Source organism: Undibacterium sp. 5I2 (assembly GCF_035019605.1).
In the GTDB taxonomy this organism is placed as follows: Bacteria; Pseudomonadota; Gammaproteobacteria; order Burkholderiales; family Burkholderiaceae_D; genus Undibacterium.
On record NZ_JASJVS010000051.1, the window covers coordinates 1 to 22,132 of the forward strand.

A 22,132-nucleotide genomic window follows, 5' to 3' on the forward strand; every position below is an offset into this window, starting at 1 on the left:
AGCGACGCGATGGGAGGGGATGCAAACCCCTTCCAGAGTCTTTTCCATCGTCGCTTGCGACGATCCATTAAGTTGTTGGCTGGTTCCAGCGTCGCAAGCGACGCTTTGTTTTTTGCTCAGGCGTAGACAATCGTCAGCGGTGCATGGTCGGAAAAGCGCTGCTCTTTGTAAACGGATGCCGAGCGCGCTGTTGCACCCATGGCCGGCGTGGCGACATGATAATCGATGCGCCACCCGACATTATTGGCCCAAGCTTGGCCGCGATTACTCCACCAGGTGTAGGCTTCGCCGGTCAAGTCCGGGTGCAACTGGCGATAGACGTCGACCCAGCCTTGCTCGTCGAATAAGCGACTGAGCCAAGCCCGTTCTTCGGGCAAGAAGCCGGAATTTTTCTGATTGCTCTTCCAATTTTTCAAATCGACTTCTTTGTGCGCGATATTCCAGTCGCCGCAGATGACGAGTTCGCGTCCGGCCGCCATCAGCATGGCCAGATGGGGATAAAACTCGGCCATGAAGCGGAACTTGGCTTCCTGCCGTTCCGGCGAGGAAGAGCCGGATGGGCAGTACACCGAGATCACCGACAAATTACCGAAGTCGCAGCGCACATAACGTCCTTCCGGATCGAATTCGGCACTGCCAAAGCCGATATGCACGGCATCCGGTGCTTGCTTACTGTAGACGCCGGCACCCGAATAACCCTTTTTCTCCGCATAATGAAAATGTCCATGGCAGCCGTGCGGTGTGAGGAAATCTGCCGTCATGTCGCCGGCTTGGGCTTTTAATTCCTGCACGCAGACGAAGTCGGCATCTTGCTGTTCCATCCATTCGAAAAAGCCTTTTTTTGCAGCGGAACGGATGCCATTCAGGTTGGCGGAGATGATTTTGGTCATGGAATTACTGTCGAAGCTAAAAAGTTAGTAAGGGTATTCGCGAAGCCTAACTATGCTGAGCCGAATAGTCGGGGACTGCAAAATTACCGTAGGGGAATATGGGTTTGCTAATGTGGTTTGACGGCGCACTTCTGACAACACTATCCCCATGAGAAAATTGTCGTTTAGCTAACTTAAGTTAACTTGCTCTTGGCCCAGTGGTATACTTAGAAGAAATAATTATACCTTCTTAAATAAGATTAACCATTTGTAATAGAGCTTGCGATTATGAAAGTTGAAGCTCAGGATCGCTTCATTGAGCGTGTTTCAGGCTTTTTGGCGAACCAAATTAATGCGCTGCCCATTTTTTGTGTGGGATTCCACCAACTACTACATACACGTGTAATGGTTTATCTGCATGTGTTACTTAAGCAATGACGAAATACTCAACTTCTCCTCTACAACTTGCCCGTACTTTATTTAAACATAGAGAACTTATCATTGAATTAGCCAAACGTGATGCCGTTGGCAAATACAAAGGATCTAAACTTGGTGTTTTATGGTCGCTCCTCACCCCAATTCTCATGCTGGTCATCTACACCTTTGTTTTTGGTGAGATATTCCAAGCGCGTTGGAGCGCAGGCAATTCCTCACGTAGCGAATTCGCCATCGTACTGTTTACTGGCTTAATTATATTTAATCTGTTCGCCGAAAATATCACCAGGGCACCTGGACTGATATTGCTCAATGAGAGCTACGTAAAAAAAATAATATTCCCTTTGGAGATACTACCTTGCGTAAATCTTCTTTCGTCGATGTTTCATATGCTCGTGAGTGCGTCAGTATTGCTTATATTTCAACTAATATTGATTGGGCACATTCCTTTGACGGTATTCTTCCTCCCTTTTATTGTTTTGCCATTTTTTCTGTTTTGTCTGGGGTTTAGTTGGTTATTGTCGGCCTTGGGAGTGTTTTTGAGGGATATAGGACAAACGATTGGTATCTTTGTTACGGGCTTGATGTTTTTGTCGCCGGTTTTCTTTCCCTTGTCCTCAGTACCTGTCAGGTGGCAAAAAATTGCTCAATTTAATCCATTGGTCTATCCTATAGAGCAAGCACGCAACGTTCAAATCTGGGGCTTGGTGCCGGATTTAAGCCATTGGCTAATCTACGCGGCAATGTCTTGTCTTGCAGCATGGTTGGGGTTTGTTTGTTTTCAAAAAACACGGTCAGGATTTGCTGATGTCCTCTAACCTCGTCATAAAAGTTACTAACGTTGGCAAGTGCTTTCAAATGTATGATAAACCGAACGATCGATTGATCCAAGGTTTGTATTCCTTGCTAGCACGCTTGTGTCCTGTTTTAAAGTTTCGCTTAAAACTGTCTCAGTTGGCGGCGGCTTGTTCGCGCCAACACTGGGCATTGCGCGACGTCAATTTTGAATTAAAAAAGGGCGAGACGCTCGGCATCATTGGCCGCAATGGTTCAGGGAAAAGCACACTGTTGCAAATTCTTTGTGGCACCTTGAATTCGACGACTGGAGACGTGCAAATTCAAGGTCGCGTGGCTGCTTTGTTGGAATTAGGGTCAGGATTTAATCCCGAATATTCAGGTCGTGAAAATATTTTCATGAACGGTCAGTTGCTCGGTCTGTCGAGGGCGGAAGTCGCCCAGCGCTTGGATGACATCATCGCTTTCGCTGATATTGGTGAGTTTATTGATCAGCCAGTGAAAACTTATTCAAGCGGGATGTATGTACGTCTCGCTTTCGCTGTCATTGCCCATGTTGATGCAGATATTCTTGTGATTGACGAGGCCTTAGCAGTAGGCGACGCATTTTTTACACAAAAATGTATGCGCTTTCTGCGAAAATTTCTTGAAAACGGCTCTATACTTTTTGTCAGTCATGACACGGCAGCGGTAAAAAATATCTGTCAAGCCGCGCTTTGGCTGGAGAAGGGTGTGGTGCAAGCCCATGGGTCGGCGAAAGAGGTTTCTGATCTTTATCTGCAAGCATTTTATGAATCTATCCAGGGTCCTGCCGCTCGTGTCCAAATCGAGCCAACAGCGAAACGAACAGCCATCTCAGTCGAACGAAAAGATGGCCGCTTGGCGTGGTTGAATAACACTAATCTACGCAACGATATAAAAATTATTGAATTTAACCAAGATGTCTCGCGTTTCGGTACCAAGGAAGCCGAGATTTTTTCGGTTGAGTTATGCGATGAAACTAATACCCCGCTCACTTGGGTTGTTGGCGGGGAAGAAGTCACATTTATTATCCGAGCAAACATCACACAAGATATTTTTTCACCCATCATTGGTTTTTACGTAAAAGACCGCTTGGGTCAAATCTTATTTGGTGATAACACTTACTTTACTTACCATGATGCTCCGCTGAATGTTCGAGCGGGCAGCGCGATAGTTGCAGAATTTCACTTTCTCATGCCGATTCTGTTGAAGGGGGAATACTCTATTTGCGTTGCTGTTGCCTCCGGTAGCAATGAAGAGCATATCCCTTTGGACTGGATTAACGATGCGATGATTTTAAGATCAGAATCATCGTCGGCGGTCACCGGTTTAGTCGGTATTCCTATGCGGAAAATAGAATTTAAAATTACAGAATAATTTAGAGCTCAGAAAAGTTTCACTTTCTGCTCTGATCGAAAATACAGCGAAAACACGGCGATCGTGTGTATTTCGAATAAAAAAAGGAATATTTGTAGAATGAACCGATACGCTTATGAATTTGATATCAATTCAAACAGTATTGCAGCACGTGTAATACGTTTGGTCGGCTATGACAAAAGAGTATTGGAATTAGGATGTTCCTCCGGGCATATGTCTGCAATATTGCAAGCACATGGATGCCAAGTGGTTGGTGTCGATTTTGATGCTGTTGCAGTCGAGACGGCTCGGCAGTATTGCAGCGCCGTGTATGCGATTAATTTAGAAAATGCCGACTGGCCTCAAGAGATGAGCGGCGAGGCGGCCTTCGACGTCATCGTTGCTGCCGATGTATTAGAACACTTACGTGATCCTGGTAGGTGCTTTGAATATTTCCGGCAGCTTTTGAAGCCTGATGGAATACTGATTATTTCGACCCCCAATATTGCGTATGGTGGCGTCATTGCATCATTGCTTCAAGGTACTTTTCATTATGCTGAAACGGGCCTTCTCGATAAAACCCACGTCCATTTTTTTACCGAGCAAAGTTTGCGTGAGCTCCTCTTGGCCAAGGCTTACTCGGTAGTACATTTTGACAGCGTCAATGCGGATATCGACCATCCCGAATTTTCAAAGTATTGGGACGCACTGGATGCGGATTTACGGAAAAAAATTCAAGAACGACCGAACGCCATGGCCTTTCAATTTATTTTGACTGCGTTTCCGAGCGAAACCAGGCAACTCGATACTTCTCTGGCAGAAATTTATCGGCAGTACGAGTTAAAAAATAATGTTGCTCAGAAAAAATTTGAAGCAGAAATCCTTAACTTAAAAACGATGTTGCTGGAAAAAAAGCATGAATGTGAAAAACATGTGGCTGGGAAATTGCAGTTGACCGAACAGCAGAATCGGCTTGAAGAGGAACTTGCACGAATAGAGCAAGAGTCGCGAAAAACCAATCTGGTTTTACAAACGATCTTGACCTCAACGACTTGGCAGATTTCCGCGCCACTACGCTATGTTGCAAGAGCAGTACCGTTGTCGCTCAGACAAGCGATAGGGCGTTTTTTGAAAAGAAGTATTTTCTTAACAGAGCTGATTTTTCTGGGGCCGACAAAAGGTTGGCCTTACCTGGCAAACTTATTAAAGCGGAAATTTCTTGCGAAGAATAAAATTTTCACGAAATTTTGTTCCAAGGTAGCGGCGTTGACCTTGCCGACCGTCGCTACGCCTCCTGAAGCAGCGCGTTCTTTAGACATTGATTACAGTTTGGCGATTCCGTTCAAATTTGAATTACCGGTTTTAGCTGACAACACCGTTGTCGCCGCCGTGATTCACTTGTTTTACGAAGATCTCGCGGTTGAGTGCCGCACTTATCTTTCGAAAATACCCTGCAATGTAGATATCTATATTTCGACTACGGATGCATTTAAAGCGGGAATTATCCAACAGGTTTTTAAAAGTTGGACTAAGGGGACGGTGGATGTCCGAATTGTTCCCAACCGTGGCAGAGACATCGCGCCGAAATTAATCAGCTTTGCTGATGTTTATCATAAATACGAGTACGTGTTGTGCTTGCACGGAAAACGATCACACCATGCCAATGTGTTAGCCCCTTGGCGTCACTTTATATTCGAAAGTTTGCTCGGGAATGAAGAAATTGTTAAGTCGATTTTGTTTGCATTTGAGACAAACCCGAAATTAGGAATGATTTCTTCGCAACATTTTGAGCCGATGCGGCACTGGACTAACTGGGGTGGAAATTTTGCAAAAGCCTCTGCCTTGGCGACCCGGATGGGGTTTGGCATCGATGAAAAAGCCGCACTCGACTTTCCTTCAGGCTCAATGTTTTGGGCCAGAACGGCGGCATTAAAACCCTTGCTCGACTTGCACTTGAGTATAGAAAAGTTTGATCCTGAACTCGGGCAAACCGACGCGACCTTGGCGCATGCACTGGAGCGCGTGTTCTTTCACAGCTGTGAATATGCTGGCTACCAATGGATGAAAGTTGCTTGTTCGGAGTTTTTTGCAAACACTCCTGCAATCATCGAAGTGGCTGATGCTGATGCGTTTCTGCACTATCAGGCCGAATACGGTTTTGAGCTCCTCAAGCCAAATGGTGTCAAGCCGCGAGCTTTACCAGTTCCAGCCGTCGCGAACGCTGCATCATCCCTGTTTGAGCGGGTTCGTGACAGCGCTTTAGGGACGGCAATAGTGCTCGATCCCGCTGTGAAAATAGCGATAGGTTTGGTTTCTTACAATAATAGTCGCGAAGAATTAAGGCTTGCCATAGAGTCTGCCAAGATTTCCTTGCAAACAGCCGGGTATGAAGTAAATGCTAAGCTGTTTGTCCTTGATAACGGCGCAGATACGACTGAGTATATCGAACAGTCCGATTTAATCGAGCGGCAAGCGCCGAAAGGGAATGTAGGATTTGGTGCCGGGCACAATCACTTGATGAAAATTGCGTTTGCTCGGCAGTTTGATGTGTACATTGCGATTAATCCTGATGGTGCTTTGCATCCTGATGCAATCAGCGAAATGATGAAAACCATGATGGCAGCAAATGGCCGTGCAATTGTGGAGGCTCTCCAATTCCCATCTGAGCATCCAAAGCCATATGATCCTCACACCTTGGATACCCCTTGGGTGTCTGGTGCTTGCTTAGCTGTGCCGCGAGCGGCTTTTGAGGCCACAGCTGGATTTGACGAGACTTTCTTTATGTATTGCGAGGATGTCGATTTTTCATGGCGAGCTAAGGCGCATGGTTTTGCTTTGAAAACTAACCCGCGAGCCTTATTTTTTCATTCAGTGACGAATCGCAAAATGACTCCTGCCACGCTGGAAATGATTTTACGCTCAGGGTATATTTTGGCAAAAAAATGGAATGCGTTTGAATTTGAGCAGGAAATGAAATTGACGCTGGTAGAAAGAAATTTTGTTGTTCCAAGTGTTGCGGTGGAGACGGTACCGAAGGAGTGGTCTCAGTATGCCGATTTCACTCACCAGTTCAGTTTTTCCAACCCACGTTGGTAAGCGGATGTATTTTTTACGGATGCCAATTTTGTTTTGCTTGCCGCTGAAATACGCAAGCTTGCAATTTGTGGGCAGTCAATTCTAAGTCAAATTTTTCAAATACAATTTATGGTAAAAAACCAAATTGATTGCATCGTCAGGTTTCACGATAGCAGTCGTTTACTCGAATTAAACCGATGTATTTTTTCTTTAGTCGGTCAATTTTATAAATCTCTTAATATTATTATCGTTGTTCAGAGATTTACTGATGAAGAGTTGTGTTTGCTGAGGGCTAATCTGGCTTCGTTGATGAAGTTCCCAAATTGCCCTACTATTCAAATTGAAAATTTAACAAATTCGTCTTCTGCTGATGCGAGGACTGAATTGTTAAATTTGGGTTTAGACGCTGCGAGAGGTCAGTACGTCGCGTTTCTCGATTATGATGATGTGCTCTATCCGGAAGCCTACTCTATCTTAGTGCAGAACTTAAGAAGTACTCACGCGGGTATTGCGTTTGCGACAGTCAGATTATTAAGTGTGGATATTTTTTCTCAGTTTCTCTGTGCCGTAAAAGAAGCGGCGGCACCATTCAGCGGCAGTTCTTTGAGTGACTTGTTTCGAGCAAATTTTTGTCCGATTCATTCTTACTTAATTGACCGTTCTGTGGTCTCTGCTGATATCTTGAGATTCAATACATCGCTAACGTGGGAAGAAGACTATGATCTGCTGCTCAGAATTTGCGCTACTTACGCATCGGATTTTTCCGCTTTGGGAACCGTAATCGGGGACTATTATTTCAAGTCAGATGGCAGCAATACGGTCGCGCACAGCGTCGGATTGAGCCAAGACCGGGTGAGTGAATATGCGGCGGTGGCTGCGCAAATTGAAGTTCGACGGTGTATCACGGACGTTAGTGCGGCCGTCCTTCGGCAGCTTGGCATTGCAAGTAAAGAAAATAAAATGAGTATTCGCGATGTGATTAACGTTATTGGAAATAAATAAAGCCGCGAATTCAACTGGTTTCGGTGATTGCTCGGTAGGCGCAGGCCTTAAGTTGTGCGTCGTTCTTCCTTGCCTTTGGCGTCAACCTAGCGCGGTTTTTACCACTGAAAACGCCATCATTTCGGGCATTTTCAGTTATCTGCGAACGCCACTGGGTTGCCGTCAAAAGCGCGCGGCAATGACGAATTGGGCGCTCGCGGGAATGACAAGTATTAATAACTGGCACCATAGCGCTCACGGTAAGCCGCCACCGCGAGCTGGTTTTGCTGAAGTTGTGCATCGCCATCGGTGCGTGACAAATACTCAAACAAATCATTCAAATTACCAATCGACACCACCGGCATCTGATACGCCTGACTGACTTCTTGCACCGCCGAATTGACCGATAAATTCGGTTCCTTGCCCGAGCGTTCCATGCGGTCGAGGGCGATCAGCACCGCACACGGTGTGGCACCGGCGGCGCGGATCAATTCCACCGATTCGCGTACCGAGGTGCCGGCTGAAATGACGTCGTCGATGATAACGACTTTCCCTTTGAGTTCAGCGCCGACGATGCTGCCGCCTTCGCCGTGGTCTTTGGCTTCTTTACGGTTGTAGGCGAAACCGACATTGCGGCCGCGGGCGGCCAATGCCACCGCGGTGGCCGAGGCCAGCGTGATGCCTTTGTAGGCGGGGCCGAACAGCATGTCGAATTCGACGCCGGAATTGATCAGGGTGTCGGCATAGAACGCGGCCAAGCGGCCGAGATTGGCACCGTCGCTGAACAGGCCGGCATTGAAAAAATACGGCGAATTGCGGCCCGCTTTGGTGACGAAATCACCGAAGCGTATCACGCCGGCGGCGACCGAAAATTGTATGAATTCTTGTCTTAAATTGCTCACGATAGGCTCGCTGTATGAAATAATAAGGGGTAGTGCGCGACTTACGCGCTCAATTTTTGCTTGAGCAAATCATTGACCTGGGCTGGATTGCCCTTGCCCTTGGTCGCTTTCATCGCTTGTCCAACCAGCGAATTGAAGGCTTTTTCTTTACCGGCGCGATATTCTTCGACCGATTGCGGATTGGCTGCCAATACCTCATCGATGATTTTTTCCAGTGCGCCGACGTCGGAAATTTGTTTCAAGCCCTTGGCGTCGATGATTTGATCGGCCAGTTGCAACGCGCTGTTCGGCGCTTCCCACATGGCGGCCAATACTTCTTTGGCGATTTTGTTGGAGATGGTGCCGTCGGCGACACGCTGCAGCAGCAGCGCCAGTTGCGCCGGGCTAAGCGGAATGGCACCGATCTCGGTGTTTTCGCGTTTGAGGGTGGAGGCGACATCGCCCATCATCAAGTTGGCGGCCGCTTTGGCCAGGCTCACACCGGCGGCGCCGACGAGCGCTTCAAAATAGCTTGCCATGCCCTTGGATTGGGTCATCAGGGCGGCATCGTAAGCGCTCAAGCCGAATTGGGCGATGAAGCGCGCGCGCATGGCATCGGGCAATTCCGGCATGCTGCTGCGAACTTGTTCTATCCATTCAGCGCTGACTTTGAGCGGCGGCAGATCCGGGTCGGGGAAGTAGCGGTAATCTTGCGAATCTTCTTTGCTGCGCATGGAACGGGTTTCTTTGCGATCGGGATCGTAAAGACGGGTTTCTTGCACCACGCGGCCGCCATCCTCGATCAATTCGATCTGGCGGTGGATTTCGATGTTGATCGCTTCTTCGAGGAAGCGGAAGGAGTTGAGATTCTTGATTTCGCAACGGGTACCGTATTCTGTTTGACCGAACGGACGCACCGAGACATTGGCATCGCAACGGAACGAGCCTTCCTGCATATTGCCATCGCAAATATCGAGCCACATCACCAGTGCATGCAGGGCCTTGGCGTAGGCTACCGCTTCGACGGCGCTGCGCATCACCGGTTCGGTCACGATTTCCAACAGCGGCGTACCGGCGCGGTTGAGATCGATGCCGGTCATGCCTTGATAATCTTCATGCAGCGATTTGCCGGCATCTTCTTCCAGATGGGCGCGCGTCAGTTCGATCACGCGTACTTCGGCCTTGCCATCTTTTTCAAAGGCGCAGGAAACGAAACCGCCTTGCACCACTGGAATTTCAAACTGGCTGATCTGGTAGCCCTTAGGCAGATCCGGATAGAAATAGTTTTTGCGCGCGAAAATCGATTCCGGGGCGATGGTGGCACCGACGGCCAAACCAAATTGGATGGCTTTTTCGACCGCGCCTTTGTTCATCACCGGTAACACGCCGGGCAAGGCCAAGTCGACCGGACTGGCCTGGGTATTGGGGGCGGCACCGAAGCCGATCGGCGAACCGCTGAAGATTTTGGACTGGGTTTTGAGCTGCACATGCGTTTCAAAACCGATAACGACTTCCCATTGCATAATCATTCCTTCTTGGTCATTGTTGTTTGCTGCATGCCAGCTGGGCAGCACTCAAAATTCGTTTCAATTGTTTTATTCGTCGTAGCGGCAGGTGCCGTCGTCGAGCTTGACTGTCAGTGCCGTGAAATTTTTGCGCGCGCCACACAAGGCCGGACAACTGGGCTTGATGTGTAGCAGTGCACCGTCACGCTCCAAGCGTATGCTGCAACGGTAGCCGCGATCATAATCATAGCCGCGCTTGGCACGCGCCGTGACGGCATCGCGCAAGCTGATGCGCCAGCCAGTTTCGGTGACTTCGGCTTGCGGTTCGTCATCGAGATCGATGCTGCATTCATGCCCGTGATCGCGCCGCAATTGCGATGATTCCCAGTTCAATTCTTTGATCTGCGTGCCATCGAGTACAAAACGGCCCTGATCGGCCAGAATCAAACGTTCACCATCGCCATTTTCCAGCAAGGTTTGGCTGCACTGCAGGCGCACATCCAGCGTTTGCGCTGGCAGTGGCAGGGCGCACAGCGCCAGCATGATCAGGGCGGCGGCTCTCATTGTGGGCTGCGCAGATGCCAGTCGGTGACTTGCTGGTATTGGTGGGCGACATTGAGCAAGCGTGCTTCGGCAAAATAATTACCAATCAATTGCAGGCCAACCGGACGACGGGCATTTTTTTCACCTTGTCCGAAACCGCAGGGTATCGACATGCCGGGCAAACCGGCCAGGCTGGTCGAGAGGGTGAAAATATCGGCCAGGTAATTGGCCAGCGGATCATCCGATTGCGCGCCGAGATCCCACGCCACACTCGGTGCCACCGGCCCCATGATGACATCGCATTGTTCAAAGGCGGCGGCAAAGTCTTGCGCGATCAAGCGACGAATCTTTTGCGCTTGCAAGTAGTAAGCGTCGTAATAACCGTGTGAGAGTACATAGGCACCGACCAAAATACGCCGTTTGACTTCGTCACCGAAACCTTCGGTACGCGATTTGCGGTACATGTCATTGAGGTCGCTGTAGTTGGCGGCACGATGACCGTAGCGCACGCCATCGAAGCGGCTCAGATTCGACGAGGCTTCTGCCGGAGCGATGACATAATAGACTGGAATCGAGAGCTCGGTTTTGGGCAGCGAAATGTCGACCAAGATGGCACCTAGCTTGACATACTCGGCCAGCGCGGCGCGTACTGCTTGTTCGACATCGGCGGCCAGGCCGGCGCTGAAAAATTCGCGCGGCACGCCGATGCGCAAGCCTTGTACTGACTTGTTGAGGTCGCGGTTGAAATCTTCCGCGGCGCGTTCTATTGAGGTCGAATCTTTTTCATCGAAGCCGACGATGGCATTGAGCAGCATGCCGCAGTCCTCGGCATTGCGCGCGATCGGACCGCCTTGATCGAGCGAAGAGGCGAAGGCGATCATCCCATAGCGTGACACGCTGCCATAGGTTGGCTTGATGCCGGTGACGCCGCAAAACGCCGCTGGTTGGCGGATTGAGCCACCGGTGTCGGTGCCGGTCGAGGCCGGGGTCAGGCGTGCGGCGACGGCCGCCGCCGAACCGCCCGATGAACCGCCCGGTACGGCGGTAGTATCCCAAGGATTTTTGACGGCGCCGAAGTAAGAGTTTTCATTCGACGAGCCCATCGCAAATTCATCGCAATTGAGCTTGCCCAGCGTGACCATGCCGGCGGCGGCGAGTTTTTCTACTACCGTGGCATCGAAGGGGCTGACATAATTTTCCAGCATGTGCGAGCCGGCGGTCGAACGCCAGTGGCGCGTGACAAAGATATCTTTGTGCGCGATCGGAATCCCAGTCAAGGCCGTGGCCGTACCATCGGCCAGACGGGCATCGGCCAGCGCGGCTTGTTTCAGCGTTTCTTCGGCGTCAACATGAAGAAAGGCATTGAGTTCGCTACCGGCAATGCGCGTGAGGTAATGGCGGGCCAAGTCGGTCGCGCTGATTTGTTTGCTGTGTAATAGGGCCGACAGTTCGGCCAGAGTTTTGCTATGCATGGCTGTGATTTTCCAATGGAACTTATTCTATGACTTGAGGCACCAAATACAAACCGTCTTGAACGGCCGGTGCCGGCAATTGGTATTCTTCGCGATGATTGCTTTCAGTAACGACATCGGCGCGCAAGCGCAGCGCCAATTCCGGCAGCAAAGCGGCAATCGGATGACTGAGCGGTGCGACGCCCGTGGTGTCGATCGCTTGTAATTGTTCGGCTAATGAAAAAATATCATTTAATTTGGCGAGCGTTGATTCAGCTTGCTCTTGTGAAACGTTTATTTTTGCCAAATTGGCAATTCTTGTAACATCGTTCAGTGTCAGTGACATGGTTTCTGGGGCGTCGTAAACGCGTGAGAGTGTCAAAAAGGGCGCGACCGGAAATCCAAGCGGCCTAGCGCGCGGGCCGTCATGGTCTCTTGGCTGATATTTACAAAATCCGCTGCCGTATTTTTAGGTGTTGGTATCAAGTAAATTTGAGAAGATTATAAGGTAGAATGACGGGTTAATGCCCTAAAAGGCACGTTAGGCACGTTAAATCCCTTCAAGTTGGTGCCTGTTTATTCACGGTACCTACCGCTGCTTGCAGTGTAAGGGTGAGAAATTTTGTGTTTCAGCTCGATTTCAAGAGGCTGTACACCCATCTGAGTTCAATACAGAATTAAATACAGGACAATACATGTTTGGTTTCTTACGCAGTTATTTCTCTAATGATCTGGCGATCGATCTTGGCACCGCTAATACCCTCATTTATGTGCGCGGTCAGGGTATCGTACTCGATGAACCTTCAGTTGTTGCTATCCGCCAAGAAGGCGGACCAAATGGCAAAAAAACCATCCAGGCAGTTGGTCGCGAAGCCAAGCAAATGCTGGGTAAAGTGCCGGGCAATATCGAAGCCATCCGTCCTATGAAAGATGGCGTCATCGCTGACTTTACCGTCACCGAACAAATGCTCAAGCAATTTATCCGCATGGTGCATGACACGAAATTCTTCAAACCTTCGCCGCGCATTATTATTTGCGTGCCTTGTGGTTCGACCCAAGTGGAACGTCGCGCGATCCGTGAATCGGCACTCGGTGCCGGTGCCTCACAAGTGTTTTTGATCGAAGAACCGATGGCCGCGGCCATCGGTGCCGGCTTGCCGGTTTCCGAAGCGACCGGCTCGATGGTGGTCGATATCGGCGGCGGTACCACCGAGGTCGGCATCATTTCACTCGGCGGCATGGTGTATAAAGGCTCGGTCCGGGTTGGTGGCGATAAATTCGATGAAGCCATCGTTAATTACATCCGTCGCAATTACGGCATGTTGATTGGTGAACAAACTGCCGAAGCGATTAAAAAAGCCATCGGTTCGGCTTTTCCTGGTTCAGAAGTCAAGGAGATGGAAGTCAAGGGGCGCAATTTGTCGGAAGGTATTCCGCGCTCGTTCACTATTTCGAGTAATGAAATTCTCGAAGCCCTGACTGATCCGCTCAATAACATCGTCTCGGCCGTTAAAAACGCACTCGAACAAACACCGCCGGAACTCGGTGCCGATATCGCCGAAAAAGGCATGATGCTCACCGGTGGCGGCGCTTTGTTACGCGACCTTGATCGCTTGCTGATGGAAGAAACCGGCTTGCCAGTTATCGTGGCCGAAGACCCGCTCACTTGTGTGGTGCGCGGTTCGGGTATGGCCTTGGAGCGGATGGATAAGCTCGGTTCGATTTTTTCTTACGAGTAAGCGTCGTTTAATTCATGCAGAGCCGGCCACCCGCCGGCTCTTTGCTGTTGGATGCACGCTGGCCTTACCGTTGGTGTAAACCGGTTTCTGAGCATAAATATAGTATGGAATACAGCCCGCCACCACTGTTCAAGCAAGGCGCCTCAGCCCGGGCCCGCGCGATCTTCTTCACGATACTGGCGATTTTTTTGCTGGTGGTCGATTCCCGTCTGAAATCCTTGATGTTGGCACGCCAAGTGATTGGCACCGCGCTCTATCCTTTGCAAATGGCGGCGGTGGTGCCGAGCACGGCGGTGAAAAACCTTTCGCATTACTTTGTCACCGTCGCTGAGGTGGAAAAAGAAAATATCCGCATCAAGCATCAGCAAACCCTCAATGCCGATGTGCTGCAGCAAACCGCGCAGTTGCAAGCGGAAAACAGCCATTTACGTAAATTATTAGACGCGCGTGAGCGCTTGACGGTCAAGAGCGTGCTGGCGGAAATCATTTACGACGCCCGCGATCCCTCGACCCGTAAGGTAATTGTCGACCGTGGTATCAAGGATGGTATTGCGCTCGGTCAGCCGGTGATCGATGATCTCGGGGTGGTCGGCCAGATCACGCGTATCTTTCCCTTCACTGCAGAAGTGACCTTGCTGACCGATAAGAATCAGGCGATTCCGGTGCAAATTCTGCGCAATGGTTTGCGTAGCGTGGCCTATGGCCGCGGCCAATCGCCATATCTCGACATGCGCCTGACTTCGAATGCCGATGTACAGAACGGCGATCAGTTGGTCACCTCGGGCATCGATGGTATTTACCCGGCCGGCTTGGCCGTGGCCAAGGTGGTGCAAGTCGAAAACAAGGCGGTGACCACGTTTGAAAATATACTCTGTGTGCCAACCGCTGGCATTGATCGCAACAAGCAATTGTTGATCTTGCAGGTGTCGATGGAAAATCTGCCGCGCCCTGATACCGAGGATGTGCGCGCCAAGAAAGAAAAACTCAACCGTAAAGTAACGCGCGATGCCGCGCCGGCCAGCAGCGATGTCAAGCCGGTCGACCAACCTTCGCTGGCCGAGACGGCGAAAGAAGCGGCCGAAGCACTCGATACCAAGGAGCCGGCCAAATGACGCAGCCGCACTATATTCTTTTGCCGGTCAACCCGCTGTTTATTATCTTCAGCTTGGCGATGGCATTTTTTCTCAATTTTCTGCCTTGGGGCGGCTGGATCGCGATTCCCGATTTCGTCGCCTTGGTGCTGGTATTTTGGAGCATACATCAACCGCGCCGGGTTGGCATAGGCATCGCCTTTGCGATGGGCTTGCTGATGGATGTGCACGATGCCATCCATCTCGGTGAAAATGCGCTGGCCTATACCTTGCTGACGTATTTCGCCATCACCATTCATCGCCGAGTGCTGTGGTTCCATCCGCTGACGCAGTCGCTGCATGTGTTTCCCTTGTTTTTATTCGTGCAAGGTTTGCAGATTGTCGTGCGCCTCATCGTCGCGCCCGACGCCCATTTTCCCGGCTGGATGTATTTTTCCGAGAGCGTTGTGACCACTGCTTTGTGGCCGCTTGCCACGCTGATTTTGCTGGCACCGCAACGACGTGCAATAAACAAGGACGACACCCGTCCGATTTGACCGAACGGCGCTGGCGCCGCTTGTGCAGTAAGTAAAGCTATCGATCATGAATGAATTGAAAAACACGGAACGGGAACTGTATTTTTTCCGCATGCGGCTGATATTTATCGGCATTTTTGTCTTGTTCTGTTTTTCTGCCTTGATTTCGCGTTTTGTCTGGCTGCAGATCGTCAAACATGATGACTACGTCTTGTTGGCGGATGAAAACCGCATCGATATCGTACCGGTGGTACCTAATCGCGGTTTGATTATGGATCGCAATGGCGTGATTCTGGCGCAAAATTATTCCGCTTACACGCTCGAAATCACGCCTTCGAAAATTCATCAGGACATGGATTTTTTGATCGACGATCTGGCGCAATTGGTTGATATTCAGGCGAAGCATCGCAAACGTTTTCGCAAGTTGGTGGAAGACTCGAAAAATTTCGAGAGTCTGCCGATTCGTACTCGCCTCACTGATGAAGAAGTGGCGCGCTTCACGGCGCAGCGCTTTCGCTTTCCCGGCGTCGATATTCAAGCGCGCTTGTTTCGCCAGTATCCGCAGGGCGACAGCGCTTCGCATGTGATCGGGTATATCGGTCGCATCAGCCCCAAGGATGCCGAAATCATCGATGACATGGAAGACGGTGCCAATTACAACGGTACCGATTACATAGGCAAAGAGGGTTTGGAAAAAAGTTACGAGAAAATTTTGCATGGTAATACAGGCTTCGAACAGGTCGAAGTTTCGGCCGGCGGGCGCGCGGTTCGGACCTTGGCCAGATCTCCTTCGACCTCAGGAAAAAATCTGATCCTCTCGGTCGATATCGAATTGCAAAAGCTGGTGGAGGAAGCCTTTGGTGATCGTCGCGGTGCGCTGGTGGCGATCGAACCGGCGACCGGCGATGTGCTGGCCTTCGTCTCCAAACCGACGTATGACCCGAATCTATTTGTCGAAGGCATCGATCAACAGAGTTGGACCGAGCTCAATACTTCGGAAGACCGCCCCTTGCTGAACCGGCCCTTGTCAGGGATCTACCCACCGGGCTCGACCTATAAACCGTATATGGCACTGGCGGCCTTGGAATTGGGTAAGCGCACGCCTTCACAATCGATTGCCGACCAAGGGTTTTTCATGTTTGGCGGTCATCGTTTTAATGATGATAAGCCCGGTGGTCACGGCATGGTCGATATGTATCGCTCCATCGTCGCTTCCTGCGATACCTATTATTATTTGCTGGCCAATGATCTCGGCGTCGATGCGATTCACGATTTCATGAAGCCGTTCGGTTTCGGGCAAAAAACCGGCATCGATCTTGAACACGAAAAGCAGGGCTTGCTGCCTTCAATGGCATGGAAGCGCAGCGCCTATAAAAAGCCGGCGCAACAGAAATGGTATGCCGGTGAAACTATTTCGCTCGGCATCGGTCAAGGTTATAACGCCTTTACGCCCTTGCAAATGGCGCATGCGGTGGCGACGCTGGCGAATAACGGCGTCGTCATGAAGCCGCATTTGGTGAAAATGACGGAAGATCCGCAAAGCCATCAGAAGTTACTGACGGTGCCGAAAGAGAGTTACCGCATCGCTCTGAAACAGGAAAACATCGACCTCATCAAGCGTGCCATGGTTGGCGTGACCAGTGAAGCCGGTGGTACCGGCTATGCGGTATTCCGTGATGCCGGCTATTTGTCGGGTGGTAAAACCGGCACGGCGCAGGTGGTCGGTATCAAAAAGGGTGAGAAATACGATGCCAAGCGTACTGCCGAGCGGCAGCGCGACAATGCGCTCTATATCGCCTTTGCTCCGGTCGACAAGCCGCGTATTGCGCTGGCGCTGATAGTAGAAAATGCCGGTTTCGGCGCGGCGGCGGCGGCACCGATTGCGCGCAAAGCGCTCGATTACTATTTGCTTGGCAAGCGTCCAAGCGCCAAAGATAAGCAAATGCCTAAAACTGATGCGCCGGCAGCGCCTGGCGATGTCGTCGAGCCGTTGGGAAACAGGGATTAATGATGCAAAATTCTGGCTTTAATTGGCGCTGGCTACGCTCTCACATCATGGTGTTTGATGCGCCGCTGGCGATACTGATCTTTTTAATTCTGTCACTCGGCATCATCACCTTGTATTCGGCCGGCATCGATTTCCCCGGTCGTATCGAAGATCAACTGCGTAATATCGTCGTCTCTTTCATCATCATGTGGATCGTCGCGAATATTCCGCCGCAAACCCTGATGCGCTTCGCCATTCCTATCTATACCTTCGGGATCGCCTTGTTGATTGCCGTCGCCGCATTCGGCATGGTGAAAAAGGGCGCGCGACGCTGGATCAATGTCGGCATGGTAGTGCAGCCTTCAGAGATCATGAAAATCGCCACACCCTTGATGTTGGCGTGGTATTTTCAAAAACGCGAAGGGACCTTGCGCATGAAAGATTTTCTCATCGCTACCCTGATTTTGTTGATTCCTACCGGCTTGATCGCCAAGCAGCCCGATCTCGGTACCGCCTTGTTGGTGGTGGCCGCCGGTTTCACGGTGATTTTTTTGGCCGGTTTGTCGTGGAAACTGTTGTTGGCGATTTTTGCCTTTGTACTGGTGATCACGCCAACCGTGGTGTGGCCATATTTATTACATGACTACCAGCGCGACCGTGTGCTGACCATGCTCGACCCAACCCGCGATCCGCTCGGCAAAGGTTTTCACATCATTCAATCAACCATCGCTGTGGGTTCCGGTGGTTTGCACGGCAAGGGTTGGCTCAAAGGAACGCAGGCGCATCTGGAATTCATCCCAGAACGCACCACCGATTTCATTTTTGCCGTGTTTTCCGAAGAATTCGGTTTTCTTGGTAATCTTTTGTTAGTCAGTTTGTATTTTTTACTCATCATCCGCTGTTTGATGATCGCCGCCAATGCACCCACCTTATTCGCGCGTCTGATGGCCGGATCGGTGACGATGATTTTTTTCACTTATGCCTTTGTTAATATGGGCATGGTCAGCGGCATTCTGCCGGTGGTCGGCGTGCCCTTGCCATTTTTAAGCTATGGTGGCACGGCGCTGGTAACCTTGGGAATGGGAGCGGGAATCTTAATGAGTGTGCAACGTCATCGGAAGTTGGTACAAACATGAAAAAAACGCAAGTCTGTCTGTGGCTGAGTGTGGCGCTGGTCGCCGCTGTGTTGGTAGCTTGTAGCAGTGCACCGCCACGCGTCACCGCGCCAGCCGAGGCGACGCGCGCGCGCTCGGCCAGCTCGGCCGCAGCGGCACTGCCGAAAGCCGGCAGCGGCAAGGGTGGCTATTATAAAGACGATGGTCCCGGTGATAACCCGCCCGAGGGCTTGGAAATGACGGTCGATCCGATTCCAGTGGTCGAAAATTTATCGCGCGGCTCGAACCGCCCTTACATGGTGTTTGGTAAAACCTATACCCCGCTCACCGATCCGCAAACGCCATTCCTGCAACGCGGCATAGGCAGTTGGTATGGCAAAAAATTTCATGGCCAAAAAACCTCCTCCGGTGAACCCTACGATATGTATAAGATCACGGCGGCTCATCCGACCTTGCCGATTCCTTCTTATGCGCGCGTGACCAATTTAGCCAATGGCAAGCAGATCATCGTGCGTATCAATGATCGTGGGCCGTTTCATTCGAATCGCATCATCGATTTGTCGTACACCGGCGCGCTCAAGCTGGGTTTGCTGGCCAAGGGCAGCAGCCAGATTGAAGTCGAGCGTTTGTTGCCGAGCGATATAGACCGGATGGCGGAAAACCGCAAAAATCAAGCGCCGCCGGCGCTGCCCTTGCTCGCTTTGGCACCGGCTGCCCCCGTGATTACGCCGCTGGCCGCGGCCGTACCGGAAGCGACAGCGCAGCCTGATAATCTGATGAGTTTTGAAGATTTACTGGCGGCCGACCAGGCCAAGCCGGTGGAAAAACTGGCGGCAGCGGTACCACGTGTGGCCAGCGGCGCCTACTATCTGCAATTCGGTGCCTACGCCATCCGCGCCAATGCCGAAGCCATCATGGCGCATCTGAAGACGCGCGCCGAAAGCCGCTTGCCAGATTTTGACATCATTGCGCAGGGCAGCTTGTATCGCTTGGTCAGTGGACCATTCAACAGCCGCGCCGATGCCCAATCTGCTTTGGCTCAGGCCGGCAAGCTCGGGCTTGCTCAGCCCTTGGTGGTGCAGCGCTGATTATGCAACACCGATGCTGCTTCAGTGGCTTTCTTTCATGCTCAAGGCGAGCTGATAAAGGGCGTTCTTTTTTTGTCCGGTCAGTTGTGCCGCCAAGGCCGATGCTTGCTTGACGCTGCATTCCGCCAGCAGGATAGTCAGTACGCGGCGTGCTTCCAGATCTTCGTTGTTGGCCTCAACGGCGGCAGCACCGAGCAGTATCACGTATTCGCCTTTTTCGCGATGCGCATCGGCTGCGAGCCAAGTCGGCGCCTCACTGAGCGGGCAGCGGTGGATTTCTTCAAACAATTTGCTCAGTTCACGCGCCAACACGATTTCGCGGCTACCGCCATACACGCTCAGCATCGCTTGCACCGTCTCGCAGATGCGGTGCGGGGCTTCATAAAAAATCAAACTGGCGTCGAGCCGGGCCAGACTATGCAGCAGTTGTTCGCGCTGGCCGGCTTTCGATGGTAAAAAGCCGACGAAATAAAAACGTTCATCGAGCAAACCGCTGGCGGACAAGGCGCTGATGGCGGCCGAGGCACCGGGCAGCGGCGTGACGGGGATGCCGGCGCGCTTGAGGACATCGACGATTTTCGCGCCGGGATCGGAGACGCCGGGGGTGCCGGCATCGGACACCAAGGCGATGCGTTCGCCAGCTTGCAAGCGCAGCAAGATTTTTTCTGCCACTTCGCGTTCATTATGTTGGTGTGCCGCGATCAAGGGGCGGTTGATACCGTAGCGCCCCAGCAGTTGTGCCGTGTTGCGGGTATCTTCGCAGGCAATGGCATCGACCAGCCCCAGTACATGCAGGGCGCGTAAAGAAATATCGGCGACATTCCCGATCGGCGTCGCGACTACATATAATGTACCGAGCGGATAGTTCTGGCGGCTGACAGCCTCAACGAGGTCCGGGTAGAGGGGGGGTGGGGTAAGACTCATACCTATCCATTCGAATGCTTGCAAAACACAGATTGTACGACAATGAGACGCCGTGAGCCTGAGCAAACTGTCAATACCGACCGCCGCAGCAGCCGGCAGCGTTGCGGCGATGCCGCTGAAGCACAAGCCTTGCAGTTTCTGGAGCGGGCCGGCTTGCAATTGGTCGAAAAGAATTTCCGTTGCCGCGGCGGTGAAATCGATTTGATCATGCGCGCCGGCACGTCCTTGGTGTTCGTCGAGGTACGCAGTCGCTCCTCGCTGCAATTTGGCGGAGCGCTCGCCAGCGTGACGCCAGCCAAACAAGCAAAATTATTGCATGCTGCACAAGTTTATCTGCTGCGCCTGCCACGGTTGCCGGCCTGTCGCTTTGATTTGGTGGCGATCGACCAAGGCCACATTCAGTGGTTGCAAAATGTTATTGTGACCTAGAGATAGTAATAGAGGCTAACTCCTGCCGTATAATCGGAAGCACTATGACAAATCAACGTATCCTGGCGCACTTCCATGAAAGTGCCGAATTAAAAATTCAATCGGCCGATGAATTGGCGCTGCCAATTTCGCAAGCGGTAGAGCTGATGTTTCTGGCGCTGTCGAACGGGAATAAAATTCTCGCCTGCGGCAACGGTGGCTCGGCCGCCGACTGTCAGCACTTCGCGGCTGAGTTGGTCGGTCGTTTCGAGCGCGAGCGCTTGCCTTTGCCGGCCATGGCCTTGACCACCGATACCTCGATCATGACGGCGGTGGCGAATGACTACAGTTTTCAAGAGGTGTTTTCGAAGCAGGTACAGGCATTCGGACAAGCCGGCGATATCTTGCTGGCCTTGTCGACCTCGGGCAATTCGGCCAGTATCGTCAATGCGGTCAATGTCGCGCTCGAGCGTGACATGCGTGTGGTGGCGTTGACCGGCAAAGGTGGTGGTGAGATTGCTAAATTGCTCACCGAAGCAGACGTGCATATTTGTGTGCCGCATGAACGTACCGCGCGCATACAGGAAGTGCATTTATTGACGATACATTGTATTTGCGACGGTATTGATACCGCGCTTTTCGGAGGTGAAGAAAATGAATAAATTGCTGGTTTCTCGTCGGCGTTTGCCACTGGCCGCCGCCGCCCTGTGTTGTGTGGCCGTGCTCAGTTTGCAAGGCTGTGTCGAGTTCATCGTCGGCAGTGCCGTCGTGAGTACCTTTGCCGCGACCGACCGCCGCACGCTCGGTGCCCAAACCGAAGACAAGGCCATCGCTATCAAAGGTGAGAACCGGGTATCGAAAGCCTTGGGCGATGCCGCCCATGTGAATGTGAATTCTTTCAACCGCCGCGTCTTGTTGACCGGTGAAGTTGCCGATGAAGCGGCGAAACAAACTGCTGCACGGGAATTGTCCGCCGTCGAAGGCGTGCTGTCGGTGAGTAATGAAATTGCCATCGCCGGCTTGTCCAACTTCACGGCACGCTCGAATGATGCGCTGCTCACGACCAAGGTCAAGGCATCGTTCGTCGACACCCAAGGTTTGTTTGCCAGCGCGTTTAAAGTCGTCACCGAAAGCGGTACCGTGTATTTGATGGGCCGCGTCACGCCACACGAAGGTGATCTGGCAGCCGATGTCGCCAGCCGCATCAGCGGTGTACGCAAAGTGGTTAAGGTACTCGAATACCTGAGCGATGCTGAACTCAAAGCGATGCTGGTGCAGCCACAGCCAGCGCCAGAGAATAAGTCTGATACGCGCAATTAAGATTGACTGCCGAGCCGATGAGTTTCATCGGCT

Annotated in this window: 20 protein-coding genes; 13 read left to right on the plus strand and 7 right to left on the minus strand. The window is 51.5% G+C overall.

What is annotated here, in order from left to right:
* Positions 1-116: 116 nt before the first annotated feature.
* Positions 117-890 (minus strand): exodeoxyribonuclease III, encoded by a 774-nt coding sequence (locus QN359_RS15555; protein WP_322250410.1) that lies wholly within the window; start codon positions 888-890, stop codon positions 117-119.
* Positions 891-1,303: 413 nt separating this feature from the next.
* On the opposite strand from QN359_RS15555, the gene QN359_RS15560 reads away from it, so the two are divergent.
* The 4 genes from QN359_RS15560 (at position 1,304) to QN359_RS15575 (ending at position 7,553) form a co-directional block, all read left to right on the plus strand.
* A complete protein-coding gene (locus QN359_RS15560; RefSeq protein WP_322250411.1) occupies positions 1,304-2,122 on the plus strand; it encodes an ABC transporter permease in 819 nt (272 codons plus the stop codon).
* The gene (locus QN359_RS15565; protein WP_322250412.1) at positions 2,112-3,497 is read left to right on the plus strand and encodes an ABC transporter ATP-binding protein; all 1,386 of its coding nucleotides are present in this window, start codon (positions 2,112-2,114) and stop codon (positions 3,495-3,497) included. The genes QN359_RS15560 and QN359_RS15565 overlap by 11 nt, the downstream gene beginning before the upstream one ends.
* A gap of 99 nt (positions 3,498-3,596) precedes the next feature.
* Entirely contained in the window at positions 3,597-6,572 is a 2,976-nt protein-coding gene (locus QN359_RS15570; RefSeq protein ID WP_322250413.1) for a rhamnan synthesis F family protein, read from the plus strand.
* Positions 6,573-6,680: 108 nt separating this feature from the next.
* Positions 6,681-7,553, plus strand: coding sequence for a glycosyltransferase (locus QN359_RS15575; protein WP_322250414.1), 873 nt, complete (start codon positions 6,681-6,683; stop codon positions 7,551-7,553).
* A gap of 212 nt (positions 7,554-7,765) precedes the next feature.
* On the opposite strand, the gene pyrE is transcribed toward QN359_RS15575, so the two are convergent.
* The 5 genes from pyrE to gatC form a co-directional block, all read right to left on the minus strand.
* Positions 7,766-8,434 carry an orotate phosphoribosyltransferase gene (gene pyrE / locus QN359_RS15580; protein ID WP_322250415.1) on the minus strand — a complete coding sequence of 223 codons (669 nt, stop codon included), beginning with the start codon at positions 8,432-8,434 and terminating at the stop codon, positions 7,766-7,768.
* Positions 8,435-8,475: 41 nt separating this feature from the next.
* Positions 8,476-9,936: an Asp-tRNA(Asn)/Glu-tRNA(Gln) amidotransferase subunit GatB gene (gene gatB / locus QN359_RS15585; protein ID WP_322250416.1), complete on the minus strand. Its 1,461-nt coding sequence runs from the start codon at positions 9,934-9,936 to the stop codon at positions 8,476-8,478.
* Positions 9,937-10,008: 72 nt separating this feature from the next.
* Positions 10,009-10,482, minus strand: a complete 474-nt coding sequence (locus QN359_RS15590; protein WP_322250417.1) for a hypothetical protein — start codon at positions 10,480-10,482, stop codon at positions 10,009-10,011.
* Positions 10,479-11,933: an Asp-tRNA(Asn)/Glu-tRNA(Gln) amidotransferase subunit GatA gene (gene gatA / locus QN359_RS15595; RefSeq protein ID WP_322250418.1), complete on the minus strand. Its 1,455-nt coding sequence runs from the start codon at positions 11,931-11,933 to the stop codon at positions 10,479-10,481. The genes QN359_RS15590 and gatA overlap by 4 nt, the downstream gene beginning before the upstream one ends.
* A 22-nt stretch (positions 11,934-11,955) precedes the next feature.
* A complete protein-coding gene (gatC, locus tag QN359_RS15600) occupies positions 11,956-12,258 on the minus strand; it encodes an Asp-tRNA(Asn)/Glu-tRNA(Gln) amidotransferase subunit GatC (RefSeq protein ID WP_322250419.1) in 303 nt (100 codons plus the stop codon).
* A gap of 349 nt (positions 12,259-12,607) precedes the next feature.
* Between gatC and QN359_RS15605 the strand changes: the two genes are divergently transcribed.
* The 6 genes from QN359_RS15605 (at position 12,608) to QN359_RS15630 (ending at position 19,447) form a co-directional block, all read left to right on the plus strand.
* Positions 12,608-13,651: a rod shape-determining protein gene (locus QN359_RS15605; RefSeq protein ID WP_322250420.1), complete on the plus strand. Its 1,044-nt coding sequence runs from the start codon at positions 12,608-12,610 to the stop codon at positions 13,649-13,651.
* Between the two features lie 104 nt (positions 13,652-13,755).
* On the plus strand, positions 13,756-14,763 hold the full coding sequence (mreC, locus tag QN359_RS15610; RefSeq protein WP_322250421.1) for a rod shape-determining protein MreC: 1,008 nt from the start codon (positions 13,756-13,758) through the stop codon (positions 14,761-14,763).
* Positions 14,760-15,278 (plus strand): rod shape-determining protein MreD, encoded by a 519-nt coding sequence (gene mreD / locus QN359_RS15615; protein WP_322250422.1) that lies wholly within the window; start codon positions 14,760-14,762, stop codon positions 15,276-15,278. The genes mreC and mreD overlap by 4 nt, the downstream gene beginning before the upstream one ends.
* A 46-nt stretch (positions 15,279-15,324) precedes the next feature.
* Complete coding sequence (mrdA, locus tag QN359_RS15620) at positions 15,325-17,265, plus strand: penicillin-binding protein 2 (protein WP_322250423.1); 1,941 nt, start codon at positions 15,325-15,327, stop codon at positions 17,263-17,265.
* A 2-nt stretch (positions 17,266-17,267) separates the two neighbouring features.
* Positions 17,268-18,380, plus strand: coding sequence for a rod shape-determining protein RodA (gene rodA, locus QN359_RS15625; protein ID WP_323493297.1), 1,113 nt, complete (start codon positions 17,268-17,270; stop codon positions 18,378-18,380).
* Positions 18,377-19,447 carry a septal ring lytic transglycosylase RlpA family protein gene (locus tag QN359_RS15630; protein WP_322250425.1) on the plus strand — a complete coding sequence of 357 codons (1,071 nt, stop codon included), beginning with the start codon at positions 18,377-18,379 and terminating at the stop codon, positions 19,445-19,447. Before rodA ends, QN359_RS15630 begins: the two co-directional genes overlap by 4 nt.
* Before the next feature lie 21 nt (positions 19,448-19,468).
* On the opposite strand, the gene rsmI is transcribed toward QN359_RS15630, so the two are convergent.
* Entirely contained in the window at positions 19,469-20,371 is a 903-nt protein-coding gene (gene rsmI, locus QN359_RS15635; RefSeq protein WP_322250426.1) for a 16S rRNA (cytidine(1402)-2'-O)-methyltransferase, read from the minus strand.
* Between the two features lie 42 nt (positions 20,372-20,413).
* Here rsmI and QN359_RS15640 point away from each other — a divergent pair, with 42 nt between their 5' ends.
* From QN359_RS15640 to QN359_RS15650, 3 genes are read left to right on the plus strand one after another with little or no spacing between them, the layout of a single operon-like run.
* Positions 20,414-20,800 (plus strand): YraN family protein, encoded by a 387-nt coding sequence (locus tag QN359_RS15640; RefSeq protein ID WP_322250427.1) that lies wholly within the window; start codon positions 20,414-20,416, stop codon positions 20,798-20,800.
* 44 nt (positions 20,801-20,844) lie between these two features.
* Positions 20,845-21,441 carry a phosphoheptose isomerase gene (locus QN359_RS15645; protein ID WP_322250428.1) on the plus strand — a complete coding sequence of 199 codons (597 nt, stop codon included), beginning with the start codon at positions 20,845-20,847 and terminating at the stop codon, positions 21,439-21,441.
* A complete protein-coding gene (locus tag QN359_RS15650) occupies positions 21,434-22,099 on the plus strand; it encodes a BON domain-containing protein (RefSeq protein ID WP_322250429.1) in 666 nt (221 codons plus the stop codon). Before QN359_RS15645 ends, QN359_RS15650 begins: the two co-directional genes overlap by 8 nt.
* The last annotated feature ends 33 nt before the right edge of the window (positions 22,100-22,132 follow it).

What these genes read in the sequence shown, in the direction of transcription:
- QN359_RS15555 (WP_322250410.1), bottom strand. Translation starts at nt 890, where the DNA reads ATGACCAAAATCATCTCCGCCAACCTGAATGGCATCCGTTCCGCTGCA.
- QN359_RS15560 (WP_322250411.1), top strand. Translation starts at nt 1,304, where the DNA reads ATGACGAAATACTCAACTTCTCCTCTACAACTTGCCCGTACTTTATTT.
- QN359_RS15565 (WP_322250412.1), top strand. Translation starts at nt 2,112, where the DNA reads ATGTCCTCTAACCTCGTCATAAAAGTTACTAACGTTGGCAAGTGCTTT.
- QN359_RS15570 (WP_322250413.1), top strand. Translation starts at nt 3,597, where the DNA reads ATGAACCGATACGCTTATGAATTTGATATCAATTCAAACAGTATTGCA.
- QN359_RS15575 (WP_322250414.1), top strand. Translation starts at nt 6,681, where the DNA reads ATGGTAAAAAACCAAATTGATTGCATCGTCAGGTTTCACGATAGCAGT.
- gatB (WP_322250416.1), bottom strand. Translation starts at nt 9,936, where the DNA reads ATGCAATGGGAAGTCGTTATCGGTTTTGAAACGCATGTGCAGCTCAAA.
- QN359_RS15590 (WP_322250417.1), bottom strand. Translation starts at nt 10,482, where the DNA reads ATGAGAGCCGCCGCCCTGATCATGCTGGCGCTGTGCGCCCTGCCACTG.
- gatA (WP_322250418.1), bottom strand. Translation starts at nt 11,933, where the DNA reads ATGCATAGCAAAACTCTGGCCGAACTGTCGGCCCTATTACACAGCAAA.
- gatC (WP_322250419.1), bottom strand. Translation starts at nt 12,258, where the DNA reads ATGTCACTGACACTGAACGATGTTACAAGAATTGCCAATTTGGCAAAA.
- QN359_RS15605 (WP_322250420.1), top strand. Translation starts at nt 12,608, where the DNA reads ATGTTTGGTTTCTTACGCAGTTATTTCTCTAATGATCTGGCGATCGAT.
- mreC (WP_322250421.1), top strand. Translation starts at nt 13,756, where the DNA reads ATGGAATACAGCCCGCCACCACTGTTCAAGCAAGGCGCCTCAGCCCGG.
- mreD (WP_322250422.1), top strand. Translation starts at nt 14,760, where the DNA reads ATGACGCAGCCGCACTATATTCTTTTGCCGGTCAACCCGCTGTTTATT.
- mrdA (WP_322250423.1), top strand. Translation starts at nt 15,325, where the DNA reads ATGAATGAATTGAAAAACACGGAACGGGAACTGTATTTTTTCCGCATG.
- rodA (WP_323493297.1), top strand. Translation starts at nt 17,268, where the DNA reads ATGCAAAATTCTGGCTTTAATTGGCGCTGGCTACGCTCTCACATCATG.
- QN359_RS15630 (WP_322250425.1), top strand. Translation starts at nt 18,377, where the DNA reads ATGAAAAAAACGCAAGTCTGTCTGTGGCTGAGTGTGGCGCTGGTCGCC.
- rsmI (WP_322250426.1), bottom strand. Translation starts at nt 20,371, where the DNA reads ATGAGTCTTACCCCACCCCCCCTCTACCCGGACCTCGTTGAGGCTGTC.
- QN359_RS15640 (WP_322250427.1), top strand. Translation starts at nt 20,414, where the DNA reads ATGAGACGCCGTGAGCCTGAGCAAACTGTCAATACCGACCGCCGCAGC.
- QN359_RS15645 (WP_322250428.1), top strand. Translation starts at nt 20,845, where the DNA reads ATGACAAATCAACGTATCCTGGCGCACTTCCATGAAAGTGCCGAATTA.
- QN359_RS15650 (WP_322250429.1), top strand. Translation starts at nt 21,434, where the DNA reads ATGAATAAATTGCTGGTTTCTCGTCGGCGTTTGCCACTGGCCGCCGCC.